The organism is Aromatoleum diolicum, from assembly GCF_012910955.1.
Lineage (GTDB): Bacteria > Pseudomonadota > Gammaproteobacteria > Burkholderiales > Rhodocyclaceae > Aromatoleum > Aromatoleum diolicum.
The window spans coordinates 1-15344 of record NZ_WTVQ01000010.1 but is presented as its reverse complement, the minus strand read 5'-3'; the positions used below and the strand labels follow the sequence as shown (position 1 = coordinate 15344).

The 15344-nt window shown below is 63.8% G+C and carries 15 protein-coding genes and 1 pseudogene; 13 read left to right on the top strand and 3 right to left on the bottom strand.

All coding sequences use genetic code 11. The annotated features are described in order from the left end of the window. The 3 genes from GPA25_RS07855 to GPA25_RS07845 all read right to left on the bottom strand — a co-directional run bounded on the left by GPA25_RS07855 (position 1) and on the right by GPA25_RS07845 (position 3145). Positions 1-966 (bottom strand): aldo/keto reductase, encoded by a 966-nt coding sequence (locus tag GPA25_RS07855; protein WP_211163009.1) that lies wholly within the window; start codon positions 964-966, stop codon positions 1-3. A 169-nt stretch (positions 967-1135) separates the two neighbouring features. Next, positions 1136-1615, bottom strand: a complete 480-nt coding sequence (locus GPA25_RS07850) for a VOC family protein (protein ID WP_169259824.1) — start codon at positions 1613-1615, stop codon at positions 1136-1138. Positions 1616-1780: 165 nt separating this feature from the next. Beyond that, the gene (locus GPA25_RS07845) at positions 1781-3145 is read right to left on the bottom strand and encodes a hypothetical protein (protein WP_169259823.1); all 1365 of its coding nucleotides are present in this window, start codon (positions 3143-3145) and stop codon (positions 1781-1783) included. 601 nt (positions 3146-3746) lie between these two features. On the opposite strand from GPA25_RS07845, the gene aroQ reads away from it, so the two are divergent. From aroQ to GPA25_RS07780, 13 genes and pseudogenes are all read left to right on the top strand, one after another. Further along, entirely contained in the window at positions 3747-4193 is a 447-nt protein-coding gene (gene aroQ, locus GPA25_RS07840) for a type II 3-dehydroquinate dehydratase (RefSeq protein ID WP_211163008.1), read from the top strand. 198 nt (positions 4194-4391) lie between these two features. Continuing rightward, positions 4392-4676 carry a hypothetical protein gene (locus GPA25_RS07835; protein WP_169259822.1) on the top strand — a complete coding sequence of 95 codons (285 nt, stop codon included), beginning with the start codon at positions 4392-4394 and terminating at the stop codon, positions 4674-4676. A 76-nt stretch (positions 4677-4752) separates the two neighbouring features. After that, positions 4753-5400 carry an HAD family hydrolase gene (locus GPA25_RS07830; RefSeq protein WP_169259821.1) on the top strand — a complete coding sequence of 216 codons (648 nt, stop codon included), beginning with the start codon at positions 4753-4755 and terminating at the stop codon, positions 5398-5400. A 349-nt stretch (positions 5401-5749) separates the two neighbouring features. Next, on the top strand, positions 5750-6568 hold the full coding sequence (aroE, locus tag GPA25_RS07825; RefSeq protein ID WP_169259820.1) for a shikimate dehydrogenase: 819 nt from the start codon (positions 5750-5752) through the stop codon (positions 6566-6568). A gap of 116 nt (positions 6569-6684) precedes the next feature. After that, positions 6685-7566: an EamA family transporter gene (locus GPA25_RS07820; RefSeq protein WP_169259819.1), complete on the top strand. Its 882-nt coding sequence runs from the start codon at positions 6685-6687 to the stop codon at positions 7564-7566. Between the two features lie 286 nt (positions 7567-7852). Continuing rightward, a complete protein-coding gene (locus tag GPA25_RS07815; RefSeq protein WP_211163007.1) occupies positions 7853-8464 on the top strand; it encodes a TRAP transporter small permease in 612 nt (203 codons plus the stop codon). A 21-nt stretch (positions 8465-8485) separates the two neighbouring features. Then, a complete protein-coding gene (locus GPA25_RS07810; protein ID WP_169259818.1) occupies positions 8486-9766 on the top strand; it encodes a TRAP transporter large permease subunit in 1281 nt (426 codons plus the stop codon). A gap of 108 nt (positions 9767-9874) precedes the next feature. Next, positions 9875-10897, top strand: coding sequence for a TRAP transporter substrate-binding protein (locus tag GPA25_RS07805; protein ID WP_246265467.1), 1023 nt, complete (start codon positions 9875-9877; stop codon positions 10895-10897). A gap of 91 nt (positions 10898-10988) precedes the next feature. After that, entirely contained in the window at positions 10989-11942 is a 954-nt protein-coding gene (locus GPA25_RS07800; RefSeq protein WP_169259817.1) for a tripartite tricarboxylate transporter substrate-binding protein, read from the top strand. Between the two features lie 125 nt (positions 11943-12067). After that, positions 12068-12934 (top strand): shikimate dehydrogenase, encoded by an 867-nt coding sequence (locus GPA25_RS07795; protein ID WP_169259816.1) that lies wholly within the window; start codon positions 12068-12070, stop codon positions 12932-12934. Between the two features lie 42 nt (positions 12935-12976). Then, positions 12977-13399 (top strand): universal stress protein, encoded by a 423-nt coding sequence (locus GPA25_RS07790; RefSeq protein WP_169259815.1) that lies wholly within the window; start codon positions 12977-12979, stop codon positions 13397-13399. 417 nt (positions 13400-13816) lie between these two features. Then, positions 13817-14935, top strand: coding sequence for a porin (locus GPA25_RS07785; protein WP_169259814.1), 1119 nt, complete (start codon positions 13817-13819; stop codon positions 14933-14935). 150 nt (positions 14936-15085) lie between these two features. Beyond that, positions 15086-15344: pseudogene (locus GPA25_RS07780) on the top strand (hypothetical protein); the annotation flags it as partial.

Genomic DNA, 15344 nt, shown 5'->3' with positions numbered 1-15344 from the left:
TCAAAGCTCGATCGACGTCAGATGGCGTTTCCAGAAAGCGCTGTCCGGAATCATCCCGCTGCCGGCCCGTGCGTTGTCCGCCATGTGTTCCGGCCGGCCGGTGCCGGGAATCGCGCAGGTTGCCGCCGGGTGGCTCAGCACGAACTTCAGCAGCACCTGCGCCCAGCTCGTGGCGTCGATCTCCGCTGCCCAGGCCGGCAGTGGCCGGTCGCGCAGCCGCCGCAGCAGGCCGCCGCCGCCGAACGGCCGGTTGATCAGCACCGCCATGCCGCGTTCGGCGGCCAGCGGCAGGATGCGCCGCTCGGCTTCGCGTTCGTCGAGCGAGTAGTTGATCTGCAGGAAATCGAAGCGCTCCGCGCGCATCACGGCCTCGAGTTCGTCGTAGGCGCCGGCGGTGTAATGCGTGATGCCGTGATAGCGCACGCGCCCCGCGGCTTTCCAGTCGCGCAGCGTCGCGAGCTGGGTGCGCCAGTCTACGAGGTTATGCACCTGCATCAGGTCGAGCCGCTCGACCTGCAGCAGCCGCATCGAGGCCTGCATCTGGCGGATGCCCTCGGCGCGGCCGCGCGTCCACACCTTGGTCGCGACGAAGGCCTTGTTGCGGGTTCCGCCCGCGGCGAGCAGCTCGCCCGTCACCGTCTCGGCGCGGCCGTACATCGGCGAACTGTCGATCACCGAACCGCCGGCCGCGAACAGCGCCTGCAGGACGCCGGGCAGGCGTCGGTATTCGTCCGTGTCGCGCGCCACGTCGAAGCCCCTGTGGGTACCGCAGCCGATCACCGGCAGCATCTCGCGGGTGGCGGGAATCGGGCGCGCAAGCATGGTCATGCCGGACGATTCGGCGGCAGTTTGTGCGCCGGCCGGGCGTCCGACCAGCAGCGCGGTGGCGGCCCCGGCAGCGAGGCGCAGGAATTGCGCACGTGTCATGCCCGGCGCGCGGTCTTGCGAGAGGGGAAGTGCGCTCATGCGTGTCTCCGGTGTTCGGCGGCGTGCGCGAGTTCGGTGCCCGGCTGAGCCGGAAGCGCGGCATCGATGTCACCGCCCAGGTCTGCCGGCATTTTCACCAGACTCGCGGTCAATCCGCCGGTTGCAGCTCGTGCCCGCGGCGACGCGGGCAGGGCCGGCAGCAGGAGCGTCAGCCGCGCCGAGCCGCTTCGATTGCAGCGATGTCGATCTTTCTCATCTCCATCATGGCTTCGAACGCGCGCTTGGCCGCCGCTGGATCAGGATCGGTGATCGCGGCCGTCAGGGCGCGTGGCGTGATCTGCCACGACAGTCCCCACTTGTCCCTGCACCAGCCGCATGCGCTTTCCTGACCGTCGTTTGCGACAATCGCGTTCCACAAGCGGTCCGTTTCGGCCTGGTTCTCGGTCGCAACCTGGAACGAGAAAGCCTCGTTGTGTTTGAACTCCGGGCCGCCGTTCAGGCCGAGACAAGGGATGCCCATCACCGTGAACTCGACCGTCAAGACATCGCCCTGCTTGCCCGCCGGATAGTCGCCAGGCGCGCGATGGACAGCTCCCACCGCGCTGTCCGGGAACGTCTCGGCGTAGAACTTCGCGGCGTCCAGCGCGGTGCCGTCGTACCAGAGACAAATCGTGTTCTTGCTGATCATCTTGGTTCTCCTGAATTGGGAGAGATTCGCGCATTCAAGCCGCGCAGGCCTGGCTCTGTTCGACTTGGCCATCGACAGCAAGTTTCGCGGATGCGATCTCGTCAGTCCGCGCCGTTCGACAAAAAAAGGCCGCCCCAACGGGCGGCCTGCAGGGCGATTCGGCGGTTAGAAAGTTACAGCATTACTCGTCTTTTGAAGGACAGGATTGCCATCCACATCGACGAAATAGACTTCCGCTTTGTAAGCCTTGGGTGTGGTGGCTCCCCAGTCACCACGCCTGAAGTTGGTTTCGTAGGAAGGTGTGGTGGCCGCATCGATTTTCACATAAGACCCGATCGCACCCGTTCCGTACGAGTGGCTGGCAACTTCCGCGTTGCTGCTGGCCTCACGAAGTTTGACGATCACACTGTGGTCAACCATAAACGCTCCGTCTGATGTCGTACTGGAGCGATTGACGGTAAATTTGAATTGACCCGCGCAGTTTGCACTGCCCCCTGTTTGACAGGGCGTTGTAGAAAATTCCTTCGTAAAGCCCACGTCATAGCCGACCCTGAAGGTCTTGTTGGCGACGGTCGTATTTCCCGCGCCATCCCTGGCCGTCGCTTTGAGCGTATAGGTGCCGATTCCGCTCGGGGATACTACGGCGAAGGGGGCGCCGATGACCGTCCCAAGCTCGCCAGTGCCGCCGGTCGGCGTGAATTCGCCCGTTCCGGTGACCATTACCCCCGCCGGCGCTGTAAGCGCCTGGTCGAGGGTCAGCGCGAGGGGCAGATTGAGCACTTTACCGCCGGCGCTGCTCACGCTCGCGCTCAGGGAAGCCAGTCCCGTTGCGGCGGCGGAGTCGTTGGGGTCGGAGGCCAGGATTTCGACTGCAACTTTGCCGAGGATCTCTTCGACCGCCGGTTTGTTGATGGTGACGGTCGGCGCGGTCTTGTCGGTCAGGGTCGGGGCCGTCAAGACCAGGCTGAGCATGACACCGGGGCCGACGCCAATGCCGAAACCGTCGGCCTTCGCGGCCAACTTCAGGGCATATTCGCCATAGTAAGCCGGCGCCACATTCGGATTGGTGACATTGACCGAAACGGGTGTCTTGTCTCCGGGGACAAATGCATTCCACGCGCCAGGAGCAACCGAAACGGCACCGGCGATGGTTTGGCCAAGGGCAGAATCCAGCGCGACCTTGACAGGTGTGCTCAAGGGGTTGCCGCTGGCGTCGGCGACCAATTCAATTTCCAGCACGCCGATGAATGCGTCGGCATAGAAGGCGCATTCATTGAGGCCGCCTTGCCCCGGAAACACGTTTTCGGCGGCGGTATCGGTTTTGGGCATGGGGGCGGCGACGTCGAAGCCCGCGTTCAGGGCATCACCGCCGGTTCCGCTGAAAGTGGCGTTGAAAATCCCCGTTTGCGCATAGGCGAACGGACCATTGGCGATGTCGGCGCCACCACATTTCTCCACGGGTGCCGCCCACACGGAGCCGGTCATGGCGGACAGGCTGGCGATCAATATCGTGGTCTTGAAACTCTTCATGCTGGCACTCCTCCCTGTCATTTTCTTGTTACCGCAAATGGGATCTGTTTGAACCATTGACGGACGCATCCACTTCCCGCCGTGTACCGCCGCAAATTGCACGACGAACAACTGGGGAATGGCTCGGGCCAATGCTAGGGGAGAGCCAGCGCCGAGAGCGTTACATCCTTCACGCAGAGGACATGATTTGTAACATGTCGTCGGTGGCCGTCGTGAAGTTATGCACACGACACAGAGCCGGGCAGTATTGGCGCACATACCGACGATCGCCAAGCCTGAAAAGGTCTTCCTATGCGGGGACGCGGCCTGTTGGCGTGCTGTACGCCGAAGACGGCGTCGCGCGCATCGGAGTGCCGGAGTATTCCAAAAAAAGAACCACGACCCGTCGAAAAGTGTTGCATTAAATAGAACTCTGTTTTATTTTTCTCATCCACGGTAGCCCGATCACGATTTGCGGTCGGGACATACAGATCGACAAGCACGCCGCGAGGCGGTGTATGCCGAACTGGACAAGATCCGTCGCAAGTAAGCCCGTCGGGGCGGGCACCGCGCCCGCCCGGCATCTCCCTCAGCTGATCATCAAGGACAGGAAGGCATCATCATGAAAGTGCTCATGCTCCACGGCATCAATCACAACATGTTCGGCAAGCGCGACCCCGTCCAGTACGGCACGATCACGTTGGCCGAGATCGACGCGAATCTGCGCGCGCTGGGCACGGAACTCGATGCCGAGGTCGAGAGTTTCCAGACCAACAGCGAAGCCGAGATGGTCGAGCGCATTCACCAGGGTTTCCTCGATAAGGTCGATGCCGTGCTGATCAACGCCGGCGCGTGGACCCATTACAGCTACGGCATCCGCGATGCCCTGGCGATCCTGACCTGCCCGATCGTCGAGCTGCACATGTCGAACATCCACGCCCGCGAAGAATTCCGCCACCACTCGGTGTTCGGCGAGATCGTCAAGGGCCAGATCTGCGGCTTCGGCGCCGACAGCTACCTGCTCGCGCTGCGCGCCGGCGTTTCTGCAGCGCGCGCGGCTGCAAAGTAATCTCCGCCAGCGCCCAAGCGTCGTCTCTGCCACGGGTGGTGCCGGTCGCGGTCATGCCGGACCTTCCATCGCGTCGCCGGGGCGACCGCGTATTCGGCGGAGGCGGCTGCCGATACGGTGGTGCGGATCCCCGGGAGGGTGCATCATGATCGCGTGATGTCAGGGACCGGCCTGCGGGCGTTCCGGAAGGAGATAGGCATGACGAACAGGATCACGATCCCCGCCGCCGATGTTCGCGTCGGCGACCATATCTACGACGGTCCGGGAGCCAACGCCCACCCGACGTTTGCGTGGGAGACCATCACCCAGGTCAAGCTGGTGGATGGACTGGTCGTCGTGGTCGTGGGCCGCCTCGAGGCCACCCAGGGCGAGTTCTGGTTCGAGCCCGACGAACCCGTCACCATCATTCGCTACCCTGCGGCAGAGCCCGAAAAGGCCGTCCCAAAGTCGCATCACAAGCACGGCCACGGGCACTCCGGATAATTTGCGCGGCAGTCGGTCGCCGCGGCATGGATGGCAGCAATTTCCTGCACGTGAACCCCGATCCCGCGAGGCCGGAATGCGCATGACGATAGAAGCGGTCATTTTCGATTGCGACGGCACGCTGGTCGACAGCGAGACCGTCGCCGCGTCGGTCATCGCCGAGATGCTCGCCGAAGAAGGCATCGACACCAGCCGCGAGCAGATCTTGCTGCGCAGCCGTGGCGAGAAGTTCGCGCGCTTTGTCGCCGAGCTGTGCGAGTCCTGGCCGCAGCTCGACGCCGACGACTTCACGGTCCGCTATCGCCGGCGCAGCAACACGGTGCTGGCCGGCGAACTGCAGGCGATGCCCGGCGCCGTCGAACTCGTCGAGCGGCTCGGGCTGGACAAGTGCGTCGCGTCGAACGGCCCGCGCGACAAGATCGAAACCTGCCTCGCCGCGACCGGCCTGCTGTCGCATTTCACCGACCGCATCGTCAGTGCCTACGAGGTCGGATCGTGGAAGCCCGACCCGCAACTGATCTGGCACGCCGCTGCACTGATGCAGGTCGAGCCGGCTCGCTGCCTGCTTGTCGAGGACAGTCGCGCGGGCGTCGAGGCGGGGCTGGCGGCCGGCGTGCAGGTGGTCGGCTACCGCCTCCCGGCGGACTTGCAGGCGCGCTTCGGCGGCCGCATCTGCTACGCCGACGATCTCGCGCAGATCGCCACGCTGATCGGCCGGCGCTAGTCGGCCGCAGCCGCATCAGGACGGCGTCGCGCCGAAGCCGAAGAGCCTGCGCGGTGTGTCCCACAGCACTTTCCGGCGTTCGCCGGCATCCGGCAGCAGGCACGTCTGCCACTTCTTGTGGGTTGAATTCTGTCGAACGGAACTAAGTGCCGAAAATCTATCCTGCCGTCGAGGCAAGGTCAAAGCGAAGCATGGGCCCCTGCGGGCGCGAAATCGGTGTCGATGTTCGGAAGCCTGGAGCGGGAGTCTGCTGGATGCAACGTGAAAACAGAACAAAGTTGCGTTCAACGGAATGATATTTTAGAGTGTGGTCTTCACCAGTGCCTGATCCCTGCGCCAGGAGCACAACATGACCGACCGTTACGCCGTGATTGGCAACCCCATCGCCCAGACCAAATCGCCGAAGCTGCATGCCGCGTTCGCGCGCCAGTTCGGCCATGACATGACGTATGAAGCGATCCTCGGCCCGATCGGCGGTTTTGCCGAAGCCGTGCGCGCGTTTCGCGCCGCCGGAGGCAAGGGGATGAACGTCACGGTGCCGTTCAAGGTCGAGGCGCTGGAACTCGCCGACCGCCTGACCGAGCGGGCGCGGCTCGCGCAGGCGGTGAATACGCTGAAGTTCGACGAGGACGGCAGCATCCTCGGCGAGAACACCGACGGCGTCGGTCTGGTGCGCGACATCCAGGGGCGCGTCGGCGTCGCCTTGCGCGCCAAGCGGGTGCTGCTGCTCGGTGCCGGCGGCGCGGCGCGCGGCGCTTTGCTGCCGCTGCTGGAAGAGCAGCCGAGCCGTCTCGTCATCGCCAACCGCACGCCGGCCAAGGCCGAGGCGCTGCGCGCGCGCGTCGCCGCGTACGGCAATGTCGCCGCCGGGGGGTTTGCGGATTTCGCCGGCGAGCAGTTCGATGTCGTCATCAATGCGACCTCGGCGAGCCTCAGCGGCGAGGACGTGCCACTGCCGGTGGGCAGTTACGCCGCCGGGTCGCTCGCATACGACCTCGTGTATGGCAAGGGCAATACGCCGTTCATGAGCCATGCGCTGGAAAACGGCGCCGCGCAGGTTGCCGATGGCCTGGGCATGCTGGTCGCGCAGGCGGCCGAGGCCTTCTACCTGTGGCGGGGCGTGCGTCCCGATGTCACGCCGGTGATCGACATGCTGCGGGCGGCCTGAGCCAAACGATGCCTTGCCGATGCGCGGCCGTGCCGGCTATACCTTCAAGTGCAGCCGCAACGCCTTGCGCGAGAGCATGCAATGAATCTGCAGCCTGACGGCGGAGCACATTTCCAGTGAGCGGCGACAGCGTCTATCGCGCCCGTGTGCTCGGCCCACTGCTGATGTGCGTGACGTGCCTGTGCTTCGCGGCGCTCGACACGCTGATCAAGTATCTGTCGAAAGGCTTCCCGCTGACCGAGGTGATCTGGGTGCGCTACGCGGTGCAGACGCTCGCAATCGCGATCCTGTTTGCGCCGCGCATGAAGAGCCGCATCCTGCGCACCGCCAATCTGCGCCTGCAATTGCTGCGCGGCGGCTGTCTGCTCGGCGCGAGCCTGCTGGTCATCAACGGCTTGTCGCGCCTGCCGCTGACCGAGACGACGGCGGTGCTGTTTCTCGCGCCGCTGATCATCACGATGCTGTCCGGGCCGGTGCTCGGCGAACGGGTCAAGGCGATCGACTGGTTCGCGGTGGTCCTCGGCTTTATCGGCGTGCTGATCATCGTGCGCCCCGGCGGTGGCCTGCTGACCTGGGCGATCCTGTTTCCCATCGGCACCGCCTGCTGCAACGCGGTCTACCAGATGGTGACGCGCTTCTTCCACAGTTCCGAACATCCGGTCACCACCAATCTGTATACCGGGCTCGTCGGGGTCGTCGTGCTCGCGCCGGTGATGCCTTTCGTGTGGAAGACGCCCGACCTTGAACACGCGGCGATCATGGTGCTTGCCGGACTGGTCGGCGGACTTGCCCATTACATCATCACCAAGGCGCTCGAATGCTCGTCCGCGATGGCGCTGGGGCCGTACAGCTATACCCAGCTGGTGTGGGCCGCGATGCTCGGTTTCATGGTGTTCGGCGCCTTGCCCGATCCGATCACCTGGGTGGGCATCGCCGTCATCGCCAGCAGCGGCTTGTTGCTGTCCTTTTACCACCTGCTGGCGGCGCGCCGGCGCTGACGCTTACCGTATGTTTCTCCTCCGCGCAGCTGATGGTTGCGCTTGAGCCCGCTGCTGCGGGCTCCTTTTTATCAGGGATACTGATAAAGGAAACACGATTCTGAATACATGTTGCGCAGAGTAGAATTACGTTCTATAGTTTCATCAGCAACAGGTCTTAGTGACAGTGTGACGCTCCGATAACGATGAATGCACCGACAAGATCCCGCAGAGAGGAATGGTGCAGACAAGCAGGGGCGATGTATAAGGCCTGGCCGGTCAAAAGATGCCATTGGAGGAGAAGTCCATGAATTCACCAGGTGTGCCCGTATCCATCGTGACGACCATCGTCGATGGGTACTTCCGTTTCCTCAAGTTCACGATTGCCGCCTGTCTTGCGGTGATGGTCGTCCTGGTGTTCGGAAACGTCTTCTTGCGTTACGCGTTCAACAGCGGGATCTCGGTCTCGGAAGAGGTCTCGCGTTGGTTCTTTGTCTGGATGACTTTCCTCGGTGCCCTGGTCGCGATGCGCGAACATGGCCATCTTGGGGTCGATGCGGTAGTTGCCCGGCTGTCGCCTCTCGGAAAAAAGATCTGCTTCGTCATTTCGCAGTCGCTGATGCTGTACTGCTGCTGGCTGCTGCTCAGCGGCAGCTGGGACCAGACGGTCATCAACATGGATGTCAAGGCGCCGACCTCGGGCTGGTCGATGGCCTACTTCTACGGCGTGGGCGTCGTCTTCGGCGTGACCTCTTCGCTGGTGGTTCTCCATGACCTCTATCGTGCGCTCGCCGGCAAGCTGGACGTGCATGAGCTGGTGATGGTCAAGGAATCGGAAGAGCTTGCGGAACTGCATGGCGAGGAAGAATCCGCGCCGGCCAGCAAGCCGATGGCCGCTGTCGCGACCGGCAAGCGCTAAGCAAAGAGGAAGGGATCAATCATGACTGTTGCTGTTTTCCTGGGCTCGCTGTTGGGAGCCATGGCGCTGGGAATGCCGATCGCGTTTGCGCTGCTGGTGTGCGGCGTCGCCTTGATGTATCACCTGGACATCTTCGATGCCCAGATCGTTGCGCAGAATCTGATCAACGGTGCCGACAGCTTCCCGCTGATGGCCGTGCCGTTCTTCCTGCTCGCCGGCGAGATCATGAACGTCGGCGGCCTGTCGAAGCGCATCGTGAATATCGCCCTGGCGGTGGTCGGCCACTTCAAGGGCGGTCTGGGCTATGTGGCGATCATGGCGTCGTGCCTGCTGGCGTCGCTGTCCGGATCGGCCGTTGCCGACTCGGCAGCGCTCGCTGCGCTGCTCGTGCCGATGATGGTTGCCGCCGGCCATGACAAGGCCCGCTCCTGCGGCCTGATCGCTGCGGGCGGCATCATCGCCCCGATCATTCCGCCCAGCATTGGCTTCGTCCTGTTCGGCGTCGCCAGCGGCGTATCGATCTCCAAGCTGTTCCTTGCCGGGATTTTCCCGGGCCTGGTGCTGGGGATCGCCCTGTGCATCGCCTGGGCCCTCGTCGCGCGCAAGGAGAACGTCAAGCCCTTCCCGCGCAAGACGCTCAAGGAAATCATGGCGATTGTCGTCGATGGTGTGTGGGCGCTGATGCTCCCGCTGATCATCATCGTGGGCCTGAAATTCGGTGTCTTCACGCCGACCGAGGCTGCAGTCGTTGCCGCGGTGTATTCGCTGTTCATCGCCGTGTTTGTCTATAAAGAGTTGAAGCCGCGCGACATCTACGGGGTGTTCGTGAACTCCGCGACGACCACCGCGGTGGTGATGTTCCTGGTGGCGGCGGCGATGGTGTCCGCCTGGCTGATCACGGTGGCCGATCTTCCAAGTGACCTGATTGCGCTCCTCGAGCCCTTCATGGACAACCAGACCTTGCTGCTGATCGTGATCATGCTGATCGTGGTGGCAGTGGGGACTGCCATGGACATGACGCCAACGATCCTGATCCTGACACCGGTGCTGATGCCGGTGGTCAAGCAGGCGGGCATCGATCCGGTCTACTTCGGCGTGCTGTTCATCATGAATAATGCGATCGGCCTGATCACGCCGCCGGTGGGTACGGTGCTGAACGTGGTCGCCGGTGTCGGCAAAATCAGCATGGATGACCTGATGAAGGGCGTGTGGCCCTTCCTGATCGCGCAGTTGGTGGTGCTGTTCTCGCTGGTGATGTTCCCGGCCCTGGTTACCGTTCCCGCGGCCTGGTTTGCGAACTGAAGATTAACGGAGCCCGCGCGGCCGACTCGGGTCGCGCGGGCTCCGACAAGAGCGCCGCTTCCGCGCTTCGATCCGGAAGTCATTTTTTTGCACGCTGGACAAGGAGACATGATGAAAATTCAAATGAAGAAACTGGTGGCAGGGGTGTTGGGTTCGTTCGCCGTCCTCGCGACGGGCGCCCTGGTGTCGCACGACGCCGAAGCGCGCGACATGAAGCTGGCGATGCAGACCAACCCCGGTACCGCGCAGTACGACGGCGTCGAGAAGTTTGCCGCGCTGGTCAAAGAGAAAAGCGGTGGCAGCCTCACCATCAAGATCTTCGGCGGCGGCGTGCTCGGCGGCGATGTGCAGGTCGTGTCCTCGCTGCAGGGCGGCACGGTCGAATTCTCGCAGATGAACGCGAGCCTGCTGAACGGCCTGGCCAAGGAATTCTCGGTGCTCGATTTCCCCTTCCTGTTCGACAACGAGAAGGAAGCCCACGCGATCATGGATGGCCCGATCGGCAAGGCGCTGATGGACAAGCTCCCGGCGAAGGGCATCGTCGGCCTGGCCTACCCGGAACTGGGTTTCCGCCACATCTCCAACAACAAGCGCGCGGTCAAGAAGGTGGAAGATCTCGCGGGCCTGAAGATCCGCGTGATCCAGACCCCGGTGTATGTCGACATGATGAACGCGCTGGGTGCCAACGCCACGCCACTGCCCTTCCCGGAAGTCTACAACGCGCTCGAACAGAAGGCCGTCGATGGTGCGACGAACCCGCTGGTGACGATTCCGGTGATGAAGTTCGATGAAGTGCAGAAGTACCTGACGCTGACCCGTCACCAGTACAACCCGCAGATCATCATCATGAGCAAGAAGGCGTGGGACAAGATGACGCCGGCCGAGCAGAAGATCATCCAGGAGGCGGCCAACGAAGCGCGCGATTTCGAGCGCCAGGTGTCGGCACGCAAGAACGCCGAGGCGCTGGAATACCTGAAGAAGAAGCTCGAGGTCACCGAACTGCCGCCGGAAGAAGTCGCCAAGATGCGTGAAAAAGTGAAGCCGGTGATCGAGAAGTACACGAAGGAACTCGGCGAGCCCTTCGTCAAGGACGTGTACGCCGAGATCGCGAAGGTCCGCGGCGCGAAGTAAGGGCTGGGGCGTCCGGCGGATCGCGCAAGCGTCAGGGCGGTGAGCGGATGGCAATGCTCAGGATCAATTTCAAGTCGAATCAGGAGATTCCATGTCTCAAATCGTCAGACGTGCCGTTGCGGTCGTGAGCGTATTCATCGCGGTGGGCGCGTTCGCGGCGCAGCCGGATCCGAAAGTGACGCTTGTCGTCCCTTTCGTCGCCGACGGGCCCACCGACCATCTCGCGCAGCCCCTTGCCGCGGCACTCGGGCGCGCGCTCGGGGAACGCGTGATGGTAAAGAATATTGGCGGTGGCGGCGGTTCGGTCGGTACGCGCCAGGTGCAGCGTTCGCGGCCGGACGGCAGCGTGCTGTTACTGGCCAATGTCGGCCATGCCACCGCCCCGGCGCTCAACCCCAAGCTTTCCTATGACCCGCAAAAGGATTTCGCCCCGATCGGCTTGGTCGCCGACGTGCCGATGACGCTGATCGGCCGGCGTGAATTGCGTGCCCATACGCTGCCCGAACTGCTGACCCAGCTCGACAAGGGCCGGCGCAAGCTTACCTACGGTCATGCCGGTGCCGGGTCCGCCTCGCATCTTTGCGGCGTGCTGTTCGCGCGCGCCGCCGACAGGAAGGTGGCGATGCTGACTTACCCGGGTACCGCGAACGCAATGACCGCGATGCTCAGTGACGGTCACGTCGATCTAATGTGCGACCAGACGAGCAACACGCTCGCACGGATCAAGGCGGGTGAGGTCCAGGCCTACGGCGTCACCACGGCAGAACGTCTGCCGGCTCTGCCGGACGTGCCGACACTCGCCGAAGCCGGGCTGCCGGGCGTGGACGTGCTGGTCTGGCACGGCCTCTACGCGCCGAAGGATACGCCGCCCGAAGTCGTCGACCGGCTGACGAAGGCCTTGCAGCAGGCGCTGCAGGATCCCGCCTTGCAGAGTGCGCTACAGGCGCTCGGCACGCAGCCGGTGAGCGCCGAACGCGCGACCCCGAAGGCCCTGCGCGAACGTCTCGCGGCCGACATCGAACGTTGGGGCAAGACACTCAAGTAAGCCACCGGGTGCGCGACGGATCCGCACGGGATGATCCGCTGGCGCCACTCCGAACACGATCCCGACAGTCTGCGGCAATGCGGCAGGAATGGCCGCAGGTGAGACCGCGCTAGGAGCTACACGAAATGAGTACGAATCCGAAGCAATCCTTCCTGTGCGGGCTGATCGGGGCCGGCATCCAGGCCTCGCGCACGCCGCCGATGCATGAGCGCGAGGGCGACGAGCAGGGCCTGCGCTATATGTACAAGAAAATCGACATCGAAACACTCGGGCTCGGCACCGACGCGCTGCCGGACCTGTTGCTCGCCGCTGAGCGCATGGGTTTTTGCGGCCTGAACATCACTTTCCCGTTCAAGCAGACGGTGATTCCCTTGCTCGACGAGCTGTCCGACGACGCGCGTGCGCTGAACGCGGTCAATACCGTCGTACTGCGCGACGGCAAGCGCATCGGCTACAACACCGACTGCTCCGGCTTCGGTGCGAGTTTCCGCCGCGGCCTGCCCGACGCGAAACGCGACCGTGTGGTCCAGCTCGGCGCGGGCGGTGCCGGCGCTGCCGTCGCCCACGCGGCACTGTCGCAGGGCGTCGGACAGCTGTCCGTGTGCGATTCCGACGTCGCCCGCGCCGAGGCGCTGGCGGCGAGCTTGTGCGCGCAGTTTGGTGCCGGCCGCGCCGTCGCCTGCACCGACCTCGCCGCAGCAATGGACCAGGCCGACGGCCTGATCCACGCGACGCCCACCGGCATGGCCAAGTACCCCGGCTTGCCGTTGCCGGCCGAGCTGCTGAGACCCTCGCACTGGGTCGCGGAGATCGTCTACTTCCCGCTCGAAACCGAATTGCTGCGCGTCGCGTCCGCCAAGGGCTGCCGCACGCTCGACGGCGGCGGCATGGCGGTGTTCCAGGCCGTCGACGCCTTCCGTCTGTTTACCGGCGGCGTCGAGCCCGATGCGGAACGGATGCTGCGCCACTTCGCGTCGATGGGTACACGCTGAGCGCACCCCCCCGCAAATCATCCTGTCAATCGAGGAAACGCCATGTACAAGAATATCCTGCTGCCGACCGACGGTTCCGAGCTGTCGTTGACGGCAATCCGTCACGGCATCGCACTCGCGAAGGCCGTGGGCGCGAAGGTCACCGGACTGTCGGTCGTCCTGCCGTCGCACGCACCGACCGGGGCCGGCGTGGCGATGCTCGGCGACCGCGTGCTGGAGGACGCGGCCGAGGAGTTTCTCGCGGTGATTACCCGCGAAGCAAATGACCAAGGCGTCCAGGTCGATTGCTTCTACGTCAGCGGCAGCTCGCCGTTCGAGGAAATCATCGCCGCCGCCGAGGGCCGGGGCTGCGACCTGATCTGCATGGCGTCGCACGCCCGATCGGGCCTCGCCGGCCTGCTGCTGGGCAGCGAAACGACCTCGCTGCTGAATAACTGCCGGATTCCGGTGCTGGTGCTACGTTAAGGCAGGTGAGCTGTAGTTCTGTCTAATAGAGCGGCGTTGCAAAATAATGTTGCCACAGACAAAATCGTGTTCTAGGATTAGTTCACCGGTTCAGCAAGCCGACGCTTTGCCGAGGTGGATAACCGTGAAAAAGCCAAAGGAGGAATGGGGAGGATGAAGACCGACAGCGATTAGCGGCGCCACACGCGCGAAACAAACATCGGCACGGGTGGCAGCGACTCCGGGCAACGGGAACGGGGATCGACGCGAAAACCGCCCCCAGACAAATGCGTAACACAAGCGGACGTCAGCATTCATGCGTGACGCGACGGGAATCCTTTGGCGCCTGAAGAACGAAGACGGCGTGAGGGGCGAAGCGCGCGAGGGTGTGCTGTTCCGCCGGGAAAAACCTTTTTGAAAACCAAGGAAGGATCATTTATGAAGAAGCAAATCGGTATTGCTCTGCTGGGGCTGGTCGGCAGCGGCGTCGCCCAGGTGGCGTCGGCGCAGGAAACGAGCGTCACCGTGTACGGTCGCGCGCACGTCTCGTTCGAATCGCTCAAGGCGTCCGGCACGAAGACGAAGCAAGTGCTGAATAACAACACTTCGCGCATCGGTTTCCGCGGCGAGGAAGCGCTGGGCAACGGGCTGAAGGCCTTCTTCCAGATCGAGTCGGGCGTCAAACTGGACGACGGTGGCAGCGGCGGTTCCAACGCGCTCGCCGGCCGCGAGAGCTTCGTCGGCCTGAAGAGCAACTTCGGTTCGATCAAGGCGGGCAACTTCTACCACCCGTACGACGACCTGCATTCGATCTCCGGTAACTACTTCCAGCTGTTCACCGGCACTTCGAACGATGCGACCCTGTGGGCCAACGGCTCCACCGCCGCGACCGGCGGCTTCGACCAGCGCCTGCCGAACGCGGTCAGCTACGAATCGCCGACCTTCGGCGGCCTGAGCGCCAAGCTGTGGTACTCCTTCGGCCCGACCTCCGGCAGCCAGGAGCAACTGGGCAGCAACGGCGCCCGTGCGATCTCGGCCAACGTGCTGTACGCGAACGGCCCGCTGAAGGCCGCCTGGGGCCACCTGCAGCAGCGTCGCATGCAGACCCACTCGGCGTCCTTCTACGAAGACGGTTTCTCGAACTTCATCACTGTCGGCTATCAGATCGGGCCCGTCTATCTGGCGGCCCTGGTCGAGCGCGACAAGCTGAAGAACATCAACCAGAGCGGCAACGACCGTACGCGTAACTACGGCCACCTGCTGGCGAAGTACACCACCGGCGCACACACCGTCGGCGCCTTCTACGGCAAGGCCTACGACTGGAAAGGCAGCGCCGGTCGTGATGACAGCGGCGCGCGCATGTACACGGTGGGCTACAACTACGCCCTGTCGAAGCGCACCCAGGTCTACACGCTCTACACCAACCTGAAAAACCAGGACGCCGGCGCCTACGTGCTCGGCGGCAGCCCGGTCCGTGCGGCGGGTGCGCTCGCCGACTGGGCGACTGCGTCCGAGAAGCAGAGCGGCATCGTCCTCGGTATGGCCCACAACTTCTGATCCTGGCCCGATTGGCCCCGACCTGAGGTCGGGGCCGGCAAAGCGATCGCGCCGCGCGTTGCCGGCGCGATCGCGTATCACCCGCCGCGGACGGGGCAGCGACATTCCGCGACGAATCGTTTCCTTTTCGCTGCGCACCGAAGAAATAAGATCCAGAGCCGGCTCGAGAGCGTGCGCGCGACGCCCAAGTTCGATGCGGCGAAGAAGAAGCGCATCCTCGAGCGCACCACCGCCGCCGAGACGCTGGAGCGCTATCTGCACACCCGCTACGTCGGCCAGAAACGCTTCTCGCTCGAAGGCGGCGAATCGACGATCGTCGCGATGGACGAGCTGATCCGGGTCGCCGGTGGCCTCGGCGCGCAGGAAATCGTCATCGGCATGGCCCACCGTGGCCGCCTCAACGTGCTCG

Excerpts from the sequence above, each read along its gene's own strand:
- GPA25_RS07855 (WP_211163009.1), bottom strand. The coding sequence starts at position 966 with ATGAGCGCACTTCCCCTCTCGCAAGACCGCGCGCCGGGCATGACACGT.
- GPA25_RS07850 (WP_169259824.1), bottom strand. The coding sequence starts at position 1,615 with ATGATCAGCAAGAACACGATTTGTCTCTGGTACGACGGCACCGCGCTG.
- GPA25_RS07845 (WP_169259823.1), bottom strand. The coding sequence starts at position 3,145 with ATGAAGAGTTTCAAGACCACGATATTGATCGCCAGCCTGTCCGCCATG.
- aroQ (WP_211163008.1), top strand. The coding sequence starts at position 3,747 with ATGAAAGTGCTCATGCTCCACGGCATCAATCACAACATGTTCGGCAAG.
- GPA25_RS07835 (WP_169259822.1), top strand. The coding sequence starts at position 4,392 with ATGACGAACAGGATCACGATCCCCGCCGCCGATGTTCGCGTCGGCGAC.
- GPA25_RS07830 (WP_169259821.1), top strand. The coding sequence starts at position 4,753 with ATGCGCATGACGATAGAAGCGGTCATTTTCGATTGCGACGGCACGCTG.
- aroE (WP_169259820.1), top strand. The coding sequence starts at position 5,750 with ATGACCGACCGTTACGCCGTGATTGGCAACCCCATCGCCCAGACCAAA.
- GPA25_RS07815 (WP_211163007.1), top strand. The coding sequence starts at position 7,853 with ATGAATTCACCAGGTGTGCCCGTATCCATCGTGACGACCATCGTCGAT.
- GPA25_RS07810 (WP_169259818.1), top strand. The coding sequence starts at position 8,486 with ATGACTGTTGCTGTTTTCCTGGGCTCGCTGTTGGGAGCCATGGCGCTG.
- GPA25_RS07805 (WP_246265467.1), top strand. The coding sequence starts at position 9,875 with ATGATGAAAATTCAAATGAAGAAACTGGTGGCAGGGGTGTTGGGTTCG.
- GPA25_RS07800 (WP_169259817.1), top strand. The coding sequence starts at position 10,989 with ATGTCTCAAATCGTCAGACGTGCCGTTGCGGTCGTGAGCGTATTCATC.
- GPA25_RS07795 (WP_169259816.1), top strand. The coding sequence starts at position 12,068 with ATGAGTACGAATCCGAAGCAATCCTTCCTGTGCGGGCTGATCGGGGCC.
- GPA25_RS07790 (WP_169259815.1), top strand. The coding sequence starts at position 12,977 with ATGTACAAGAATATCCTGCTGCCGACCGACGGTTCCGAGCTGTCGTTG.
- GPA25_RS07785 (WP_169259814.1), top strand. The coding sequence starts at position 13,817 with ATGAAGAAGCAAATCGGTATTGCTCTGCTGGGGCTGGTCGGCAGCGGC.